The organism is Bacillus sp. 7_6_55CFAA_CT2 (genome assembly GCF_000238655.1).
Classification (GTDB): domain Bacteria; phylum Bacillota; class Bacilli; order Bacillales; family Bacillaceae_G; genus Bacillus_A; species Bacillus_A cereus.
Genome location: NZ_JH414708.1, coordinates 1,439,137 through 1,459,252 on the forward strand (window position 1 = coordinate 1,439,137; position 20,116 = coordinate 1,459,252).

Here is a 20,116-nt window from a genome sequence, read left to right on the forward strand (position 1 = left end):
GATGAAAGTACTAGAAGCGATAAGTAATATAGCTGGAAAGTATTTTGCATTTTGGGTTATTTGTATTGCAGCTATTGCATATTTCATTCCCGCGCCATTTCTCGGGTTAACTAGTTACATAACGATTTTACTTGGGGTTGTCATGTTTGGGATGGGATTAACATTGAAGGCTGTTGATTTCAAAATCATAGCCACAAAACCATTACCAGTTATTATCGGTGTATGTGCTCAGTTTATTATTATGCCACTTGTCGCATACGTACTAGCCTACGTTATGAATCTGCCAGCGGAATTAGCAGCTGGGTTAGTGTTGCTCGGTTCAGTACCGGGTGGCACTGCATCAAATGTTATGGTTTATTTAGCAAAAGGGAACTTAGCGTTGTCTATTGCAATGACTTCAGTATCAACGTTACTAGCACCAATTGCTACACCGCTCATTCTACTATTACTTGCAGGGCAATGGATGCCAGTAAATGCTATGTCCATGTTTCTTTCTATCGTACAAGTCATTATTGTGCCTATTATTTTAGGACTAGTAGTGAAAAAGTTTTTCCCTCATATCGTTAATAAAGGAATGACTGTTATTCCTTTAATATCAGTTGTAGCAATTATCATAATTGTTTCTGCAGTTGTTTCAGCAAATGTAAGTAGCATTACTTCTTCAGGACTTCTTATCTTTATTGCGGTGATGCTCCATAATGCTTTCGGTTTTTTGCTCGGATATATAACTGCGTTCGTACTTGGACTAGACGAAGGGACAAGAAGGGCTATTTCAATAGAAGTAGGAATGCAAAATTCAGGTTTAGGTGTTGCGCTGGCGACAGCACATTTTGGACCGGTTGCTGCACTCCCAAGTGTATTAGCGGCAGTATGGCATAACATTGCAGGGCCAATATTAGCAACCATCTGGTCAAAAAAATACAAAGAATACTTTCAGCGATGAAAATGTATCAATAAATATAGAAAAATAGGAATGATAAATAATGCAAAAACGTATTGTACATTTTGAAGGAATGGTTGTATTTTTAGCCACGATTTATATGTATTCGATATATGAGTTTAGTTGGATTATATTTTTTGTATTCCTTTTAGCGCCGGATCTATCAATGTTAGCATATGGGATTAATAATCACGTTGGTGCGAAAATATATAATGTATGTCACACATATATCATATCCATATTAATTGTTCTAATAGGTGTCTATTTTAAGATGGATATCGTTATAATGATTGGCTTAATATGGACAGCACATATTGGAATGGATCGAATGTTTGGATATGGATTGAAATATGAGACGGATTTTAAGGATACTCATATTCAGAGGTTATAAGAAAAAGTATTCATATTTACAGCGGGTCTATTAAAATATTGAACAAAATTCAGTGAATGAATTTCGTTCAATTGTTGAGAAATATATATATAGATAGATATAAATAATCGAATTATGTTATTTTTATGATAATTAAAAGAAGGAGAGTGGATTTGATGAATATACAAATCACTGGCAATGAATTAATTAATAAGATGCTGAATGATTGGTATCGAGATATTAGAGCTCAACGTATAAGTGAAGCAAAAAAATTAAAAGAAGAGATCGATAAAAAGCTTTATATTATCGAATCAGATATAAAGGTTTCATTTCACTATTATCTGTTAGAATTTCGATATAAAGTGCTAATAGATGGTTTAGGTAATTTGAAAAAAGCTTTTGATAAAATAGATGCATTGCCTAAACCAAATGATGAATATTCTAATTATTATTATTATTATTTATTCAAAGCCATTCATTATACAATTCTTACTAATTATAGTGAAGCTAGCAACTATTTTGAAAAAGCTGAAGGGTTATTAGAGCATATTTCAGATGAAATTGAATATGCAGAGTTTAATTATAGAGTTGCTATATTAAAATACCACTTGCATTACGCATATTCAGCTATTGAATACGCTTCAAAGGCAAGAGATATCTTTGTTAAACAAGCAGGGTATGAAGTGAACATAGCGCTGTGCGAAAATATATTAGGATTATCTTTTTCGGAATTAAAGCAGCATGATAAAGGTGAGGAATATATTGCGTCAGCAATAAACATTTTACAAAAAAATGATGCAGAAATGTTAGTATTAAGAATCAGACATAATTTAGGTTTATTGTATGCGAGTCAAAATCTTTCAGTTTTAGCAATTAGACACTTATCTGAGGTTTCTAAAAAAATGCCTACTCATTATAAGGCAATCTTTTTAGAGGCAAGAGAATATTATAAATTAGGTGAAATAGAAAAAGCGAAGGAATTAATTGAAAGTGGATTGAAGGTTTGTGAGGAATTAAAAAATGATGAATATAGATATCACTTTTTAATTCTAAAGGGATTTTGTCAGCATTTAGAGGTAGAAAAAATAGAAAAAATTATTCTTGAAGGTTTTTCTTACTTTGAAAGAAAAAATTTATCGGAGTATATTCACGAATATACTGAAAGTCTGGCATTAGAGTTTCATAAAGTAGGTAATATAGAAAAAGCAGAAAAGTATTTTTTTATGAGTTATGAAATAAAAAAGAGAATATTTGAAAAAGAAGCATTAAAATAAAGAAAAAACTTGGATTATCTATAATGGGAATAGCAGCTGGAGTTATGGGATTTTATGGTAGAAGGTCTTTGCAATAAATTAGCTCACAGTGGATATGGTGGAACGTTTATAATTATAAAACCTAATGAAAATCCATATGCTGTCTCTGAAGATACAACGATGCCTGCAAAACAAACCTTCTATTGAACGTGGGTAATTAAACAAGTCACAAATTATAATTTGTGACTTGTTTAAGGTTGGATACTAAATGTGTTGCTTTCAATATTGAAAGCAACTTTTAAGTTTGTGATTAATAGTTAACTTAATAAATTTTGGGTTAAAATAAAAACAAATTTTTAATCAAGTCCCACAAAAAGTACGATAAGGGCGATTCGTCGGTGCAGGCGGAATGCAGTATTCTTCTTGATCTGTAGAATACGCATAAGGATTTGATAAAGCTTCAAGAAGTTTCTCCATTACGCTATAGTCGTCATTTGTAACAGCTGCTTCTAGTGCTTCTTCTACACGGTGGTTCCTCGGGATGATTGATGGGTTATTATTTTTCATCATCTCGTAGGCGTTTTCTTTCGATTGTTCTTGTCTGTCTAATCGAGATTGCCACAGTTTGTACCATTCTTTAAATTCAGGACTTTCAAATAGAGCTGTATTTTCGATAGCATCAAGAGTTAATGAACGGAATGTATTTGTATAATCTGCTTTATATTTCTCCATCATTTTTAAAAGTTGCTCAATAAGTGAGTGATCTTGTTCTTCGTTGCTAAATAGTCCTAATTTCTTTTTCATTCCAAGGAACCACTGTTTTTCATACTGTACGCTAAATTTCGAAATTTCGTCTTGAGCGATTTTTAATGCTTCTTCTTCATCTTCGTGCAGAATTGGTATTAAAGATTCAGCTAGTCGTGCTAGATCCCATGCGGCCATATATGGTTGATTTCCATATGCATAACGACCTTGTGTGTCAATAGAGCTAAATACAGTTCCTTGGTCGTAATTGTCCATAAATGCACAAGGACCGTAATCAATTGTTTCGCCACTGATCGTTATATTGTCAGTGTTCATTACGCCGTGAATAAATCCAACAAGTTGCCATTTTGCGATAAGACTGGCTTGTCTTTTAATGACTTCTTGTAGTAATGCAGTATATCGGTTTTCATGAGATTCAATTTCTGGGTAATGCCTTTTTATCGTATAGTCAGCTAGTGATTTCAGGTCCTCTATTGAACCACGAGCTGCAGCATATTGAAATGTACCGACGCGAATATGGCTACTAGCTACTCTAGTTAAAATTGCTCCAGGTAACTTTGTTTCACGATAGGTTGGTTCACCGGTTGTGACAACTGCTAAACTGCGAGTAGTCGGAATATCGAGTGCATACATTGCTTCGCTAATAATATATTCACGTAGCATCGGACCGAGTGCAGCACGGCCATCTCCTCGGCGTGAATAGGGAGTAGGGCCAGAACCTTTCAGTTGAATATCGAAACGCTCACCTGAAGGAGTAATTTGTTCGCCAATTAAAAGAGCACGACCGTCGCCTAACATATTAAAATGTCCGAATTGATGACCAGCATATGCTTGAGCTAATGGATGAGCTCCTTCTGGGAGTGCATTACCAGCGAAAATAGCAATTTCAGCTTCCTTTTTCAGTTCTTCAGGGGTCAAGCCAAGAGATATCGCTAATGAATGGTTTAGTTTAACTAACTCCGGTGAACTTACGGGAGTAGGGGGGATTTCTGTATAAAATGATTGTGGTAAAGTCGTATAACTATTATCTAAATTCCAACCTGTTTCATTATTTTTAGTCATTGTATCTCCTCCTTTTTGTATTTTAAGTTATGTATTTGTACGTATGTATTCTTTGTAAAGTTAACTAAAAGTATAATATAATATTTCCCCTTGCAATCTATTGTAAGGACTTCATTGCACTATGTCTATTTAACAGCAAATTTAAAACCTCCATTTTAAGAAAATGGAGGTTTTATTATTATTTAATTTTTACAATTATTTTTCCTTTTGCTCTTCCAGACTCTGAATATTCCATTGCTTTTTGCGCATCTTCAAAAGGGAAAACTCGATCGATTACCGGTTTGATTTTTCCGGCTTCAATATAGTTTGCAATAGTACGTAATTGATCCCCGCTTGGCTTCATAAATAAAAATGAATATTGAGCATTATGCTTTTTTTCAAGTGCAGTAAGTTTTTTGCTGGCTAATGAAAATAAGAGAGTTTTAAAGAAGCCTGAACCAAATTCTTTACCGAAGCGAGCATTCGGCATACCTGAAACGGAAACAATGTTTCCTCCGCTTTTTATAATATTGAATGATTTCTCAAGTGTTGCACCGCCGATTGTATCAAATACCGCATCATAATTTTTTAGTATATCTTCAAATTTTTCTGTTTTGTAATTAATAATTTCATCTGCGCCAAGAGACGTTACTAAATTTGTACCAGCTTCACTAGCAGTCGTTGTAACAGTAGCACCCATTATTTTTGCTAACTGAATTGCGAAAGTACCAACACCACCCGATCCAGCGTGAATTAAAATCTTTTGTCCTTTTTGTAATTGCATGATGTCATGTAAAGCTTGATAGGAAGTTAAGCCAACGAGTGGAATCGAAGCCGCTTCCTCAAAACTTAGATTTTTTGGTTTTAAAGCAATATCATCTTCATGAATGGCTATATACTCCGCGAAAGTACCAATCTTATTTTTTCTTGGACGAGCATATATTTCATCACCGACTTTAAAATGAGTCACTTTTGATCCAACCTTCGTGATGACACCGGAAAAGTCATTCCCAAGGATTAGAGGCATTTCATATTTCAGTAACATTTTAACTTTTCCATCACGTATTTTAAAATCAATTGGGTTAATACTAGCTGCATGAATTTCTGCGAGCACTTCATACTCATTAATTTCAGGAGTAGGTACCTCTGCCATACGCATTGGGACTTTTCCATATCTATCAATTATCATTGCTTTCATATCTTATACCTCCAAGTTTTAATAAAAGTTTTGCAATAGCTTCTCAATATCTAATACAAGATTTTTTAATAAACCTAATTTTGTACGTATATCAATATAATAAAAATTCTTTGTACCTTCTTTTCTCATTAAAATAATGCCAGCTTCTCGTAAAATCTTAAGGTGATGTGATACTGCTGGACGGGAAAGGTGTGTTTGCTTCGTGATTTCTCCTACACGTAATCCTGTTTGACATTCCGTTTCCATTAGCACTAATAAAATAGCTTGACGTGTTTCATCACCAATTGCCAATAATACTTTTTGAGAATCAATAAAATCTTTTTTTATAATATTTAATTGTTTTTGTTTATTCATTTCAATCACTTTGCCTCCAGGTAATTAGTCGAAAGGTTTAAGATGATGAACCATTACTTCGATACGGTAATGCTACATGATTGTTGCATGAGGTGCAATATTGAGAAAGAAAATCGAGACGAATGAATTTTTTATTGTTGAAAATTATAGGGAGATAGAAAAGGGATTGGAAGGATTACATAACACAATAGATGAAGTTTTAAAAACAAAAAATGATGTAACAATAAAATAAGCGGTCGTAACCTTGTATAATCCATAAGGTTACGACCGCTTATAATGTTTGTATTATTTTTGATTTTTACGATAGAACATGGTTCAACGTAAAGTACATTCTTTTGTTTTACACTTTCATACAGACACAATTCAGGTGGATTATAGATGTATGAAAAGGTAAAAGGAATTTTGGGGCGCAATCTATCTATATGATAATTCAAAATGAAATATAAGTCTATATTTTAATGTTTTTTTGATTATATTTATGTCACTGAGCTCAGAACAATGATGTGGAGGGTAAATATATGAAATCGAATTATGTACCAGTTTTAATTGTTGGAGGGGGATTATCTGGGTTAGCGTCTGCGTTATTTCTTGCAAAACATAACATTGAGTACTTACTTATTGAAAGGCATCCGTCTACTGCCATTCATCCGAAAGCAGGTGGTCTTACTTTACGTACAATGGAGTTATTTCGAGAATTAGGTTTGGAACAAAGAATTAAATTGGCAGGTAAAGCATTAGAGAACTGCCGAGGAAGAATAGCGGTTCATACAATAGCTGAAGCGAATAAAGAAGAATTGGAACAAATGAGAGCGACGCAATACAGAAACGATGAAGAGTTACTTCAAAAAATAGAAAAGATTAGTCCATCAAAACAAACTGCGTGTTATCAAATTATTTTAGAAGAGATGATGTTACAAGAAGCAAAAACGCTAGGCGGGCAACTATCTTTTTATCATGAATTAGTTTCATTTGAACAAAGTGAAAACGGGGTAAAAGCAAAGCTTCGAAATCGTGAAACAGACAAAGAAAGTGTCATACATTGTGACTATGTAATTGCAGCGGATGGAGCGAAAAGTAAAATACGTGAGCAGTTAGGGATTAAAACTGAGGGTCGTGGAACCATTGGTGGCTATTATATGAATATTTATTTTGAAGCAGATTTAAGAGAGTTTATACAAGGAGACGCATTCGGTTTTTCGATGGTACTTCATCCGGAGGTTCTTGGTGCACTTATCCCGGTTGATAACGTAAAAAAATGGATTTATCATGTAGCCTACGATCCATTAAAAGGAGAGGGGCTAGAGGACTTCACTATAGAACGTTGTAAACAAATTATTCAAATAGCAATTGGAAGTACAAATGTTGAATCAAAAATATTAAGTTTTTTACCGTGGGAAGCGGCCGAAAGTACAGCGGTGAAATTTCAAGGGAATCGAACCTTTTTAGTTGGAGATTCAGCACATATTATGCCGCCAACAGGAGGATTTGGTTCAAATACAGGAATACAAGATGCGCATAACTTAGCTTGGAAATTAGCGGCTGTTATAAAAGGGAAGGCAAAACCAAAATTGTTAGAAACATATCATGAGGAGAGACACTCTGTTGCAAAATTAACGACAGCTTATGCAAGTAGTTTACTGTTTCGTGCTGCGAATAGAGAGGAAGGCAGTTTGAATAATATGGATGGTTTAGCTGTTACAGTTGGATATCAGTATTGTTCAGAGGCGATTATAGATGATTCAGTCACTCCACATAGAATGGATAGCATAGAGTTGAACGGAAGACCTGGAACGCGAGCGCCACATTTATGGGGAACGTATGAAGAGAAGAAAGTTTCTACATTAGACTTATTCGGTAACAGTTTTGTATTACTTACAGGAGTAGAAAATAGTTCTTGGGCTGAGGCAGCACATGCTGTTTCAGCTAAATTAGGAATACATCTAAAAGGGTATCGTGTTGGCTTAAGTGGGGACTTTGTTGCTCCAGAAGATATTTTTAGCAAATTATATGGTATAGAGAATGGAGGTGCTGTATTAATTAGACCAGATGGCTTTATCGGATGGCGTTCGGAAAAAACGGTAGTAAATCCAGATATAGTATTGGAAGAGGTAATGAGAAATTTATTATGTGATTTTTGAGTAACTACAGAAATATTGTTTTATGTGCTTCACTGTACTGAAAAAAATATTCACAAATTTCAATAGGTTTGATATGATTAAATTCGACAAGTTAATAGAGGCCGGAGATATTTGAGAAAAGCCATAAATTTATTTAGGGACACAGGAGTGTATTCTAAATAATTTATGGCTTTTTTTATTGAATGAACCGTACAAAATAGAGAGTTACATGTGAAAAGGAGGGCTATAGAAATTAAATAGGATAATACTAGTTTTCTATATTAATAATATAGAAAACATTTGTAAGATTGGAATTTTAATATAGGTTTATAAAAATAATGAAAGTGTGTCTTCTATTTCGTGTAAATCTCATTAGCTTGTTGAAATTTGCAACGTAGGAAGGATTAGAAGGATGAGAAAGATTATTAGCATTTTAGTTATTTTCTTTATGACGGGAAGTATCTTTGTTGGGGGAGCTGTTCATGCGAAAGCAGAAGGGAAGCATGAATGGAATACGAATAAGCTTTTAAATATTGCACATCGCGGAGCAAGTGGACATGCACCTGAGCATACTTTTGCTTCTTATGATTTAGTTAAAAAAATGAAAGCGGATTATTTAGAGTTAGATATTCAATTAACAAAGGATGGCCAATTAATTGCAATGCATGATACAGCAGTTGATCGCACTACAAATGGAACAGGCGAAGTACGCGATAAAACGTTAAGCGAAATAAAGAGTTTAGATGCTGGATCATGGTTTAATAAAGCGTATCCAGAAAAGGCTAAGCAAGAGTATGTTGGGCAAAAGGTTCCAACTCTTGAAGAAATCTTCCAAAAGTATGGAAGAAGTATGAAGTATTATATTGAAACAAAATCACCAGATGTGTATCCAGGAATGGAAGAGAAATTGTTGGCGCTGTTACAAAAATATAATTTAGTAGGCCAAAACATGTCTTCTAGCCGTGTTATGATTCAATCATTTAGTAAAGATAGTTTGAAAAAGATTCATAGTATGAATGAAAATATTCCGTTAGTTCAATTGCTTTGGTATTATCCAAATGAAAACAATGAAATTGTTGAATGGTCTGGCATTACACATGAACCGAAAAGTGTAACAAATGATGATTTTCAAGAAATTAAAAAGTATGCAGCTGGTATTGGACCAAACTTACGTAATGATAACGGGGAACTAATTATTGATGAGTCCTATATGAAAATGGCTAGGAAAAATGGACTGTTAATTCACCCTTATACAATTAATGAGAAACCAGATATGAGACTGTTAATCAAATGGGGTGCTACAGGAATGTTTACAAATTATCCGGATCGATTACATAGTGTATTAAAGGAAAAATAAGTGGAACAGGGTATACCAGTGTTTTAGGTATACCCTTTTTAATCTAACTCTCCGATAAACAGAATCTCTTTTTCATAGCATTCATCTGCATCATAAATAATTTCTTGAAAGTGAAGCGTTTTGAAGGAATGACAAACTGACATTTCCCATGTCTCCCAAAAATCAATTTCATTTGAAAGAAGAATCCATTTTTGAAATTCACTATCTCTATTAAAGAAATTATGAAAGTAGTCCTCATTTTTAAATATAATGATTTGCGAATCCCACAAATTATTTATAGAAATCAAAACAACAACTCGATATGTATGTGTATCGCTCGGTTTCATATTTATTAAATGATTTGCTTGATTTAATAAGGTTTGAATACATAACCGTTTTACTTTTCTAGGTGTTTTACGAGAGTCAATAAAAGCTTGCGAAACTGGCAATAGCATATTCCAATATTCATCGTTATAGAAAGTAGAAGGGAACGTTTTTGTATGTTCCTCAATTCGCTTTATCATAGTGTTTGTTTTTCGGTTCATACCACGTATTTTCTTTTCACGCATTGTGAGTCATCTCCATAAATTTTTGTAATGCAGCAGAGTGATATATATCTTTTCTAGTAATAAAAGTAGTAGGAACTTTTTTGAAGCTATTTGGTAAAGGGTTGAATGATACGTCATGTTTATGACCACTTAAAATAGACTTCATCATAATTGCTATGCCCATACCTGATTTTACACATGCGAGTATCGCTTCAATTGTTCCAAACTCAAATACTCGCTTAGGTGAAATTCCTTCTTCTTGAAGCCAACCTTCTAATAAATTTCTATAATAGCACCCGTGACTAAATGCAAGTAAATTCATGTCTCCTATGTCTTTAAAGGAAGATAAAGGCTTTTTGCTAATGAGAACTAATTCTTCTTCACGAAATATATTTGTATGAAGTTCAGCATGCTGAGTAGAGCCAGCTATAAACGCTCCGTCCAGTTTTCGTTCTAGTACAAGCCTAATCAATTGTTCCGTCGTATTTGATTCTAAAATCAATTCGACTTTTGAGTATTTCTCATAATAGGCCGTTAATATAGATGGAAGTCTTACAGCGGTTGTAGATTCTGTACATCCAATTTTTAAAGTGCCTCTTGGTTCGATCCCATTACTTTGAACTGCTTTAACAGATTGATCCATTAAGTAGATAATTTGTTTGGCGTATGTTAATAAAATCTCACCGTTAGAAGTTAAAGTTACACCTTTTCCGTTTCGGTAAAATAAAGGCACACCTAATTCGTTTTCTAGTTGTTTCATACGCATTGTTACGCCAGACTGTACATAGTTTAAATTTTTAGCTGCGTGAGATATGTTTTTTTCTTTCGCAACTTCGTAAAATACAGTTAAATCTTTTATATCCAAGTATCATCCCTCCAGAAAAGGTATCATTTTTTTTGATGAATTACATGATAAATCTTTATTTTATATGATATCAGAACTTTCATACAATGGAAGGGGATGGAGGGATTATTGTGTTAATGGAAGAAAGGGTGAATAGTACTTATAAGTGGGTTATGTTAATTTTTGCGACGGTTGCTCAAACAACAGCGACACTTATAACGTATGGTGTTGGAGCGTTTGCTTTATTTTGGAAAGAAGAATATGCACTTACGAATACGGAGATTGGATTGTTAGTAAGTGTTGTAAATATAGGACCGCTATTTTGTATGCTTTTTGTCGGGCGGCTACTTGATCAATACAATGAAAAGTTGTTAATTTCGATAAGTTCATTTTTACTAGGAGGTTCGTTTTTACTGACTAATATGGTCAATGGATTTAATGGGTTACTCTTTGTACTTTTATTAGTAGGAACGTTTTATAGTGTTTCGCAGCCAGGAGGAAGTAAGGTGATAATGAAGTGGTTCTCAAAAGAAAATCGCGGGTTAGCGATGGGGATTAGACAAGCCGGTATACCGATTGGTGGTACATTAGCGGGAGTATTGATCCCGTTTCTTACAATAAAATATAATATGGCCTATGCGGTAAATAGTATTGCATGTATTTGTATAATTGGAGGGTTTTTATTTTTTATATTTTATAAGGAACCATATATTCAAGAGAAAGTTAAACAAGAACGTAGTAAACTTTCTTTTTGGATGCAGTTAAAAGAAGTGATGTGTAAAAAAGAGTTATATGCAATTTATATAACTGGCATTTGTATGATTTCATTGCAAATGGTGTTAGTTGCGCACTTTATAAAATTTTTAGTATTGGAACAATCAATCACGCCAATTTTAGCTGGAAAAGTATTTTCCGTTATGTTCTTTTCTGGAATGGTTGGTAGGGTTATATTAGCAGCTACTAGTGATTTATTTTATAAGGGGAATAGGCGTACCCTCTTATTTATAACTGTTTGTATTTCTATTTTCTTCATTCTAATATTAGTAATGAGCATACATACAATAACGAATGTATTGTATGGTGTAAGTGCATTGTTAGGGTTCTTTGCAATTGGATGGTTTAGCCTTTTCATAACTGAAGTTGCCGAATCAGCAAGTGAAGAATCGGTAGGGATGACAGTGAGTTTTGCACTTACATTAAATCAAATTGCCATTATTGCTGCGCCTGCTTTATTTGGTTATATTGTAGATAAGAAGGGATATACGTATGCGTGGTTATGCATAGTTGTATTACTAACTATTTCAGCGGTTAGCTTATATAGGAAGTATAGAAAATGAAGGAATGTTAGCAATGTAAATTTTTTATGAAGAAAGTCTAAAGAAATGTTGAATGAGCGACATTTCTTTTTTTATTTGTTGTATAATCAAAATGTAAATGAGATTCGTTTTCAATTTCGTTCATTACCTCTTTTGAAATTACCTGTAATTTTAGCCATAATTAGCTGTTTTTCTTTATCGTTATTTGCATGATTTATTTTATTTAAAAATTTTTCAGCATCATTTCCTTTTAATGTTGTTATTTGTTTTCCGTAATATTCAATTAATACCATGTTATTTTTTGTTATCCGATAATGAAACATCTTATCATCTAAACGATTGCGTTTATCGGTGTTTTTCATATTACATCTCCATTCTTTTTAGTATGTAACAAATGTTACAAAAGAATTTGAAATTATAGTGTAATGCATCCGATTGTATGTTGGAAATTTTGCAAGAAAGAAATACAATAGAGAGTAGTCAAAATTGAAAATGAGAAAAAGGAATCTAGTTTTAACAGAGTGAATATTAAATAATATTATAATATACTTGATAATTAAAAGATATAAAATAGAATGGGTATACGTTAAGTGAAACTAGATAAAAGAGGGTTCCTAGTATGTTAAAGAAATGGTTAATCGTTTTCTTTATTTTTGCAGTTTTTTGTGGAAGTATTGTTACACTAATACATGCAAATAAAGGAAAAAAATATGATGCAAAGGCATTTTCTAATGTAAATAGTAAGCAAAAAGATGTTAAGCAGGAAATTGATGCGAATGAGAAAAAGCGTTATGAAATTGCAGCTGGAAAACTAGATCAGTACTTAAAAGATAAAGGATTTAATGGGAGTGTTCTTGTAGCAAGTAAAGGTCATGTAATTTTACGAAAAGGCTACGGTTATGCGAATGTGAAAGATCAAGTATTAACAACGCCAAGAACGAAATATCGCATTGGTTCTATTACGAAAACAGTTGTTGCAATATCTATTATGCAACTAAAAGAAAAAGGGAAGTTGAACATTGAAGACAATGTAAATAAATATATCCCATCGTTTCCAGCAGATAAAAATATTACGTTACGAAACTTGTTAACACATACGTCTGGATTACCAGAACAGGGACAAGGTAGTGTTGACGCAGCATCACGGTTAAAGTTAGTAACGTGGATTGGGGCACAAACGTTACAATTTCCAGCAGGGACAGGATGGAAATATACAGATTATAATTATATGGTGCTTGCATATATTGTAGAAAAAATATCAAATAAACCACTTGCTGAATATGTGAAAGAAAATATTTTGACTCCTGTTGGAATGAATGAATCTGGAATGGGCGCAACATTCCCAGAAGATATTTTCTTAGCAGAAGGGTATACGAAAAAAGATAATAAGTTAATAGCCACGCCTCGCTTAAAAATGAACTGGCTGTATGGTTGTGGTGAAATGTATACGACTGTTGAAGATATGAAAAAGTTAGATGAAGCTATTATGGATGGTAAACTACTTTCTAAACAAAGTGTATCAGATATGTTTTCTGCATCACCTGCAAGAAAATATGGATTTAGTTTCTATATTTACCCAGATTATTATCATAACCACGGTGTATTAGCTGGCTGGAACACATTTAATAATTTTAACTGGGATAAACGAACGTTTGTCATATTATTTTCTAACGTCCAAAATGGTATGAATGATGCATTTAATCAAGAATTCAGGAAAATGGCGAATGATTTAATAGAAGGAAAATAATTAATAAAAATCGGTATTGATATGTAATTATCAATACCGATTTTTTTATTTTGTAAAGTTTTACTTACTGAATAAAGTGAAACTTTAATCAGTGGAGAGGCTTTGTTCATCCCCCACTGAGTAGAAGCCCTCATCAATCTGGCTTTTACGGGCAGCAGGGCCCTCACCTAACTTCTTTGCTTCCGCTGAATTTTGAGGTGGGGGGTCTTACTGCCCATAAATAGCGGGATAAATAGGTAAGAAAGGTGATTTGTATATGAATAAATCTAAATAGGTAGTTAAATGTTAAGTAATGCAAAGAAAAATTGGTAATTTTTACATTGATAAAAAAGCTTGAGCTTCACACTATGTGAAGCTTTACATTATTGAAGACAAGAACAGGAGGTTGAAAAAATGAAAAAAGCAATAAAGTTTTGTTTAATAGCTACATTATCTACAACGATTATTAGTGGATGCTCTTTTGAGGGTAACAATGAAAATGTTAAAGGGAAAGAAGGGGAAAAAGTAGAGGTACAGAAAAATGCTGGGAAATATACGATGCCAGATGAAAAAGATAAACATGAAGGTACATGGCTGCAATGGCCACATGAATACACATATGGTGAAGAGTATAAGAAGGAAGTTGAACCTATTTGGGTTAAGATGGCAAGTGCTTTAACTGAGGGTGAGAAAGTCCACATTGTTGCATATGACCAGGAAGAAAAAGAAAGAATCAATAACCTTTTAACAGATGAAGGGCTAAATATGGAGAAGATTGATTTCTTTATCGCGCCTACTGATGATGTATGGGCAAGGGACAGTGGACCAATTTTTGTTTATGACAGCAATAAAAATCTCAAAATATTAGATCCAGCATTTAATGGTTGGGGGAAGAAAACACCGTATAAAAATGATGCTCAAATACGTAAGAATGTTAGTAAACAATCAGGAATTGAAAGAGTTGATTGGGGGGGATTTGTCCTTGAAGGCGGTGCAATTGAATTAGACAGCAATGGGACTGCTTTATTAACTCGAAGTGCAGTAACGAATAAAAATAGAAATCCTGATTTATCAGAAAAGGAAATTGAAAAATATATAAGTGACCTTGGGGTATCAAACTTTATTTGGTTAGACGGAGTACCTAATTTAGATATTACGGACTTTCATATTGATGGATTTGCTAAATTCCATAATAAATCTACCATTGTAACGATGAAAGAAGATGACCTAGCCGAATGGGGTTTATCTAATAAAGATATGGATACATTGTTAGATGCAAAAAATGCTTCAGGACAGAAATATAAGTATGAATACTTGCCGCTTAGTAAAGAAAAGGTTGCTTTAGAAAATGGAAAAACTCTCGATTATAAGGGGTCGTATATCAATTATTATATCGGAAATACAGTTGTATTAGTGCCTAATTATAATGATCCGAATGATAAAATCGCAAACGATACGATTCAGAAGTTATACCCAGATCGTAAAGTAGTCGGTATTGATGTGAGAGAGTTGTATAAAAACGGCGGTATGATTCATTGTGTGACACAACAACAACCCATTGCATTGAAGTAATTAATTGTAATTTCGTTGTTCTGCTATATAGACAAAATAGGTGGAATCTTATTACCTATTTTGTCGTTCCTTATTATTTATAATAATAAAATCTTAATATAATGATAAATTAATTATAGTGTATATTCGCTTTTCGTTTTATATGGTAAAGGAGAAAAATGTTGGTGTTAAAGAATTTTAAAATAGTGTTTTCGTATTTCCCTATCGTTTTACAGTACATTTTAAATGTAGCTTTAATTTGCTTAGGGGTTATTCTAAGTGTGTTTCTTATGAAAGAAGTCATTCAGTTTATACAAGAACTGAAATTGGATAGTAATGAATCTAGTTATCATTTAATCATTTATTGTTGTTTTAAAATATGGTATTAAAAAAACTTGTCAAGAGTCAATATAAGGCTTAACGTCAGCCTTATATTTTTTATATAAATATATAATATTTCTCCATGCTATAATCCATTCATAAAATGTACATGTTGCATGAGTTGTAACGAAAAAAGACATAAATTTAGGAATAGTTGGCTTTTTAAAATCAGTTATGTAACTACTATTAAAAAGCGAGGTGAATAATATGGAACAAAAACATAATGGCATTATTTTTACTGCAATACCAGACGAATTAAATGAATATTATCAACCCTTTTATGAAGATTTGATTTACTTTAATGAATGTTTAAATGAAAAGAAATCAATTGCGGATCAACTTATATCTTTATCTGTTGAAGAACAAGACTTTCATACGAGCTGTTTTGAGTATGATGATATTTGGCTAAGAGATGTTGCACCGGTTGTCACAAATCATCTAGTTAAATTTAAATATCGACCAAATTATTTGCCAAATGATCAAGGGCGATATTTAGATCAACAATTTAATAAATGGTTGAAAAAGAATGACTTTGAATATGTAAAATCCCCATTAATATTAGATGGTGGTAATCTTATTTGGAATAAAAAAGATACTGTAATATTAACAGAACGAATATTTGATGATAACGATGATTGGACAGAAGAGGAAATTATTGAGCAGTTAGAATGGGATTTAGATGTGAACCGAGTTATTATTATTCCTGCTGAGGAAGGGGATGTACTAGCACACGCAGACGGAATGGTTAAATTTATTGATGAACATAAAATGTTTATTAGTGATTTTTTAGGGGATCATGAATTTAGATATAGTGTTCAAGAGATTATTAAAGAACAAATGCCAGAAGCTGAATTTATAGTTGTTCCTTCATCATATACAGAGAAAGGACAATATGATCAAGAGATAGCATCGGCAAAAGGGTTGTATATAAATATGTTAGAATCATGTGATGCTCTTTATGTTCCTAAGTTTGGACTAGCTAAAGATGAGGAAGTTTTACGATATATTCAACAGTATACGGAGAAACAAGTTATTCAAATTCATGTAGGGGAAATATCAACAATGGGAGGCGCGATGAATTGTTTAACGTGGTATTGTCCAAGTCATTTGTTACCTTCGAAAATGAGAAGATTGAAAAATCAGAATGAAATTTTTTCAATGAAGAAGATTTTTGATTGGTTTTAATAAATAAGTAATGAAAAGAAAATATATTCAAGGAGTATTGATATGTATACCATCGCTGAGTTTTCTCGGATTTGTAAAATGAGTACGCGGATGTTAAGACATTATGACAAAGAGGAGATATTAAAACCGGCATATGTGAATCCGGTTAATGGGTATAGGTATTATGAACAAGAGCAGCTGGAAGTAGCATTGAAAATAAAAAAGCTAAGGGAGTATAAATTTCCTCTTCCAAAAATTAAAATTGTTTTGCAGTCATCGGATCAAGATTCGTTTGTTCAACATATACAATCACAAATTATCGAGTTGTCTCAGGAAGTGAAGCAAAATTTACAGGTTATTTCAGAAATGAATGAAATGGTAATGGTGAATAGTAGTCTAAATATTGCTCGCCATAGAAGTTATGATATATTAATGGGAATGAGGAACGAAGTAACGTTAATTACTCAAAGAGTAAAAATAGATATAGATGATATGGATGATTATTTTTATGACTTATATGAAGAGGTACAAAAAAATAACTTTCAAATAGTTGGTTCTCCATCTGCAGTCTTTTATGATGAAGAATATATTCCAAGTAACAGTGATATTGAGTTAAGAATTCCGGTGATGCAGGGGAATGATGAAGACGTAGCACAAGAGTATGAAATGAAACAACTAAGTCCACATCATATCGTTACTACTATGCATTATGGAAGTTACGACTATATAGGTTACGCTTATATAGCGTTAGAAGAATGGATTGAAAGAAATGGGTATGTAATAATTAATTCGCCATATGAGGTTTATATAAAGGGACCTGAATGTGATTGTTTAGCAGAAGAGTATGTGACACAAATTTGTTTTCTAGTTACGAAAATAGATTGAAATGGAGTTAACGAAATATTTAGGAGTAACAAATTTTATATGGATAACTGGTATACGCGGAGAAGATAATTATGATGAAGATACGGATTATCATATTGATGGCGCGGCACGGTTTGTAAATGAAAATACGATACTGTATGAATATGATCCTTTCGATGAAGGAGAGCCATACCTTTTGGAGGCGTACGAAAAGCATTATCAAGAATTACGGCAAGCGAAAAATATAGATGGAAAACCATTTCAGCTCATTCCAGTACCAGTAACAAGAAAAGTGGTAAAAGAAGCAGATTGTAAAGGATCGTACTTAAATTTTTACATTGGTAATGAAGTTGTATTGGTACCTATATACGGTGATGAACATGATAAATTAGGGCTTCAAATCATTGAAGGTCAATTTCCAGGGAGAAGAATTGTTGGTATATATGTTAACGAATTGTATGCATACGGTGGTATGATTCATTGTGTGACGCAGCAGCATATAGAATAGAGTAATTCAAATAAAAAGCATGCAGAGCATATACTCTGCATGCTTTTTATAATGTTGAAAACTCCTCAACAAGTTGAGTGAATTGTTTCAATGCACTCTCAATTGGTTCTGGCGTTGTTAAATCGACGCCAGCTTTTTTCAATAAGTTTAATGGGTAGTCTGAACTTCCGCCTTTAAGGAATTCAATATAATTTTTCTGAGCATTCGGATCACCGCTTAATAGTTTATCAGCGATTTGAATGGCAGATGCGAATCCAGTTGCATATTTGTATACGTAAAACGGGCGATAGAAATGAGGGATTCTAGCCCATCCGTATTTTACTTCTTCATCAAATACAAGTGAATCACCGTTATATTCTTTAAATAGTTTTTCATAAATTTCACTGAAGACTTGTGCATTTAATGGTTTACCTTGTTCCGCCATTTCATGTGTGATTTTTTCAAATTCTGCAAACATAATTTGTGTAAAGAAAGTACCTTTGAATTTTTCAATAAAATGGTTAACTAAATGGTTACGCACGTTCGTTTCTTTTGCTTCTTTTAATAAATAGTGAATTAATAACACTTCATTTACTGTAGAAGCGACTTCTGCCACAAAGATAGAATAATGTGCAGAAATTCTTGGTTGGTATCCATGTGAATAGTGCGTATGCATACCGTGCCCGCATTCATGAGTAAGAGTGAACAGGCTATTTAAATCATCGTGATGATTTAAAAGAATGAAAGGATGAACACCATATACACCAAAGTTATAAGCACCAGAACGTTTTCCTGGTGTTTCTCTTACGTCTATATATCGTTTATCTTTAAAACTTTTTAATGTCTCAATATATTCTTCTCCTAAAGGAGCTAGTGATGCAATCATAATGTCAAATGCTTCACTATATGGGATGTCTTGTTTTGCACCTTCTACTAAATCGACGCCTAAGTCGTATTGTCTTAGTTCATCTACGTTTAATTTTTCTTTTCGAATTTCATTGTATGTATGTAATGTTTGAATGTTTTTTTTCGTTGTATCAATAAGGTTTTCATATACTTCTTTCGGAACCATATCGCCAAATAATGATTTCTCTAGCGCTGATGGATAGTTTCTTAGCTTCGAAACGGTAACATTATTTTTAATAGCAGCGGATAAAGTAGATGCGATGGAATTCTTTAACTGAACATATGGTTTGTAATATGCTTTATAAGCTTCTTTACGCTTTTCACGATTCGTATCTTCTATTAACTTTGCATACATTCCGCGTGTTAAGTTCACTTTTTCTCCATCGTCAGTCGTCACTTCACCAAATAATATATCTGCATTGTTTAACATACCAAATGTGTGCTGTGGAGAAGAAAGAGCTTCACCCATCTGTGATAAAATTGCTTCTTGGTCCTTATTCAATACGTGTTTTTTATAACGATATAATTCAAATAAGTCTTCTTTATAATATTGTAAGCCTTCTGTTTCTTCTATGTAAGAATGTAATGTGCTTTCGTCTATGCTAAGTAAGAAGGGGGAAAAGAAAGATTTAGCTGCACTTACTTTCACGTGTAATTGTGATACTTTATCGACAAGAGATTGCGCGTCAGTATCGCGTGTATCAAGGTCAGATTGTAATCGTGCATAAGCGAACATTAAAGATATTATGCTAGAAATTTCTTCACTCTTCGTTAAATAAGCTAATAAACTATTGCCATCGTGAATATTGCCATTAAACTCGTGTAATTCCTTCGTTAATACTTCAATTTTATGAAAATCACTTTCCCAATCTTCAATTGTATGGTAAATGTCTGTTAAATCCCATTTTTCTATATCAGCTACTTGTAATCGATCTTTAAGTTCTGTCATAATCAT

The 20,116-nt window shown here is 33.1% G+C and carries 20 protein-coding genes and 1 pseudogene; 14 read left to right on the plus strand and 7 right to left on the minus strand.

Annotated features, from left to right (window positions below; all coding sequences use genetic code 11):
- The first annotated feature begins 1 nt into the window (after position 1).
- The 4 genes from HMPREF1014_RS07395 to HMPREF1014_RS32035 all read left to right on the plus strand — a co-directional run bounded on the left by HMPREF1014_RS07395 (position 2) and on the right by HMPREF1014_RS32035 (position 2,770).
- Complete coding sequence (locus HMPREF1014_RS07395; RefSeq protein ID WP_000865825.1) at positions 2-943, plus strand: bile acid:sodium symporter family protein; 942 nt, start codon at positions 2-4, stop codon at positions 941-943.
- 40 nt (positions 944-983) lie between these two features.
- Positions 984-1,331 (plus strand): DUF4260 domain-containing protein, encoded by a 348-nt coding sequence (locus tag HMPREF1014_RS07400; RefSeq protein WP_001172065.1) that lies wholly within the window; start codon positions 984-986, stop codon positions 1,329-1,331.
- Between the two features lie 155 nt (positions 1,332-1,486).
- Positions 1,487-2,584: a response regulator aspartate phosphatase gene (locus tag HMPREF1014_RS07405; RefSeq protein ID WP_001025500.1), complete on the plus strand. Its 1,098-nt coding sequence runs from the start codon at positions 1,487-1,489 to the stop codon at positions 2,582-2,584.
- A 54-nt stretch (positions 2,585-2,638) separates the two neighbouring features.
- Positions 2,639-2,770, plus strand: a complete 132-nt coding sequence (locus tag HMPREF1014_RS32035) for a hypothetical protein (protein ID WP_000229164.1) — start codon at positions 2,639-2,641, stop codon at positions 2,768-2,770.
- A gap of 153 nt (positions 2,771-2,923) precedes the next feature.
- Here the strand turns inward: HMPREF1014_RS32035 and HMPREF1014_RS07415 are convergent, their stop codons facing one another.
- The 3 genes from HMPREF1014_RS07415 to HMPREF1014_RS07425 all read right to left on the minus strand — a co-directional run bounded on the left by HMPREF1014_RS07415 (position 2,924) and on the right by HMPREF1014_RS07425 (position 5,930).
- Positions 2,924-4,390, minus strand: a complete 1,467-nt coding sequence (locus HMPREF1014_RS07415) for a protein adenylyltransferase SelO (RefSeq protein WP_000164918.1) — start codon at positions 4,388-4,390, stop codon at positions 2,924-2,926.
- Positions 4,391-4,568: 178 nt separating this feature from the next.
- Positions 4,569-5,567: an NADP-dependent oxidoreductase gene (locus HMPREF1014_RS07420; protein WP_000646440.1), complete on the minus strand. Its 999-nt coding sequence runs from the start codon at positions 5,565-5,567 to the stop codon at positions 4,569-4,571.
- A gap of 18 nt (positions 5,568-5,585) precedes the next feature.
- Complete coding sequence (locus tag HMPREF1014_RS07425) at positions 5,586-5,930, minus strand: ArsR/SmtB family transcription factor (RefSeq protein ID WP_000571893.1); 345 nt, start codon at positions 5,928-5,930, stop codon at positions 5,586-5,588.
- 91 nt (positions 5,931-6,021) lie between these two features.
- Between HMPREF1014_RS07425 and HMPREF1014_RS32040 the strand changes: the two genes are divergently transcribed.
- The 3 genes from HMPREF1014_RS32040 to HMPREF1014_RS07440 all read left to right on the plus strand — a co-directional run bounded on the left by HMPREF1014_RS32040 (position 6,022) and on the right by HMPREF1014_RS07440 (position 9,395).
- A complete protein-coding gene (locus tag HMPREF1014_RS32040; RefSeq protein WP_001227549.1) occupies positions 6,022-6,153 on the plus strand; it encodes a hypothetical protein in 132 nt (43 codons plus the stop codon).
- 286 nt (positions 6,154-6,439) lie between these two features.
- The gene (locus tag HMPREF1014_RS07435) at positions 6,440-8,059 is read left to right on the plus strand and encodes an FAD-dependent oxidoreductase (protein WP_000841687.1); all 1,620 of its coding nucleotides are present in this window, start codon (positions 6,440-6,442) and stop codon (positions 8,057-8,059) included.
- 391 nt (positions 8,060-8,450) lie between these two features.
- Positions 8,451-9,395 (plus strand): glycerophosphodiester phosphodiesterase, encoded by a 945-nt coding sequence (locus HMPREF1014_RS07440; RefSeq protein ID WP_001226315.1) that lies wholly within the window; start codon positions 8,451-8,453, stop codon positions 9,393-9,395.
- Positions 9,396-9,433: 38 nt separating this feature from the next.
- Here HMPREF1014_RS07440 and HMPREF1014_RS07445 read toward each other — a convergent pair whose 3' ends face one another.
- Both HMPREF1014_RS07445 and HMPREF1014_RS07450 read right to left on the minus strand, forming a co-directional pair.
- Positions 9,434-9,943, minus strand: coding sequence for a DUF3916 domain-containing protein (locus HMPREF1014_RS07445; protein WP_001208348.1), 510 nt, complete (start codon positions 9,941-9,943; stop codon positions 9,434-9,436).
- The gene (locus HMPREF1014_RS07450; RefSeq protein WP_000351695.1) at positions 9,936-10,787 is read right to left on the minus strand and encodes a LysR family transcriptional regulator; all 852 of its coding nucleotides are present in this window, start codon (positions 10,785-10,787) and stop codon (positions 9,936-9,938) included. The genes HMPREF1014_RS07445 and HMPREF1014_RS07450 overlap by 8 nt, the downstream gene beginning before the upstream one ends.
- A gap of 86 nt (positions 10,788-10,873) precedes the next feature.
- On the opposite strand from HMPREF1014_RS07450, the gene HMPREF1014_RS07455 reads away from it, so the two are divergent.
- Positions 10,874-12,103: an MFS transporter gene (locus HMPREF1014_RS07455; protein WP_002198050.1), complete on the plus strand. Its 1,230-nt coding sequence runs from the start codon at positions 10,874-10,876 to the stop codon at positions 12,101-12,103.
- A gap of 110 nt (positions 12,104-12,213) precedes the next feature.
- Here the strand turns inward: HMPREF1014_RS07455 and HMPREF1014_RS07460 are convergent, their stop codons facing one another.
- Positions 12,214-12,444: a hypothetical protein gene (locus tag HMPREF1014_RS07460; RefSeq protein ID WP_000798797.1), complete on the minus strand. Its 231-nt coding sequence runs from the start codon at positions 12,442-12,444 to the stop codon at positions 12,214-12,216.
- 257 nt (positions 12,445-12,701) lie between these two features.
- On the opposite strand from HMPREF1014_RS07460, the gene HMPREF1014_RS07465 reads away from it, so the two are divergent.
- The 6 genes and pseudogenes from HMPREF1014_RS07465 to HMPREF1014_RS07490 all read left to right on the plus strand — a co-directional run.
- Positions 12,702-13,829 (plus strand): serine hydrolase domain-containing protein, encoded by a 1,128-nt coding sequence (locus tag HMPREF1014_RS07465; RefSeq protein ID WP_000915194.1) that lies wholly within the window; start codon positions 12,702-12,704, stop codon positions 13,827-13,829.
- Between the two features lie 393 nt (positions 13,830-14,222).
- A complete protein-coding gene (locus tag HMPREF1014_RS07470; protein ID WP_000709180.1) occupies positions 14,223-15,380 on the plus strand; it encodes an agmatine deiminase family protein in 1,158 nt (385 codons plus the stop codon).
- Positions 15,381-15,544: 164 nt separating this feature from the next.
- A complete protein-coding gene (locus HMPREF1014_RS07475) occupies positions 15,545-15,748 on the plus strand; it encodes a hypothetical protein (protein ID WP_000916569.1) in 204 nt (67 codons plus the stop codon).
- A 199-nt stretch (positions 15,749-15,947) separates the two neighbouring features.
- A complete protein-coding gene (locus tag HMPREF1014_RS07480) occupies positions 15,948-16,925 on the plus strand; it encodes an agmatine deiminase family protein (protein WP_000435516.1) in 978 nt (325 codons plus the stop codon).
- A gap of 42 nt (positions 16,926-16,967) precedes the next feature.
- The gene (locus HMPREF1014_RS07485; RefSeq protein ID WP_000287983.1) at positions 16,968-17,789 is read left to right on the plus strand and encodes a MerR family transcriptional regulator; all 822 of its coding nucleotides are present in this window, start codon (positions 16,968-16,970) and stop codon (positions 17,787-17,789) included.
- Positions 17,785-18,276 (plus strand): annotated as a pseudogene (locus HMPREF1014_RS07490) (agmatine deiminase family protein); the annotation flags it as partial. The gene HMPREF1014_RS07485 and the pseudogene HMPREF1014_RS07490, both read left to right, overlap by 5 nt.
- Before the next feature lie 46 nt (positions 18,277-18,322).
- On the opposite strand, the gene pepF reads toward HMPREF1014_RS07490, so the two are convergent.
- Positions 18,323-20,110: an oligoendopeptidase F gene (gene pepF, locus HMPREF1014_RS07495; RefSeq protein WP_000137535.1), complete on the minus strand. Its 1,788-nt coding sequence runs from the start codon at positions 20,108-20,110 to the stop codon at positions 18,323-18,325.
- Positions 20,111-20,116: the final 6 nt, after the last annotated feature.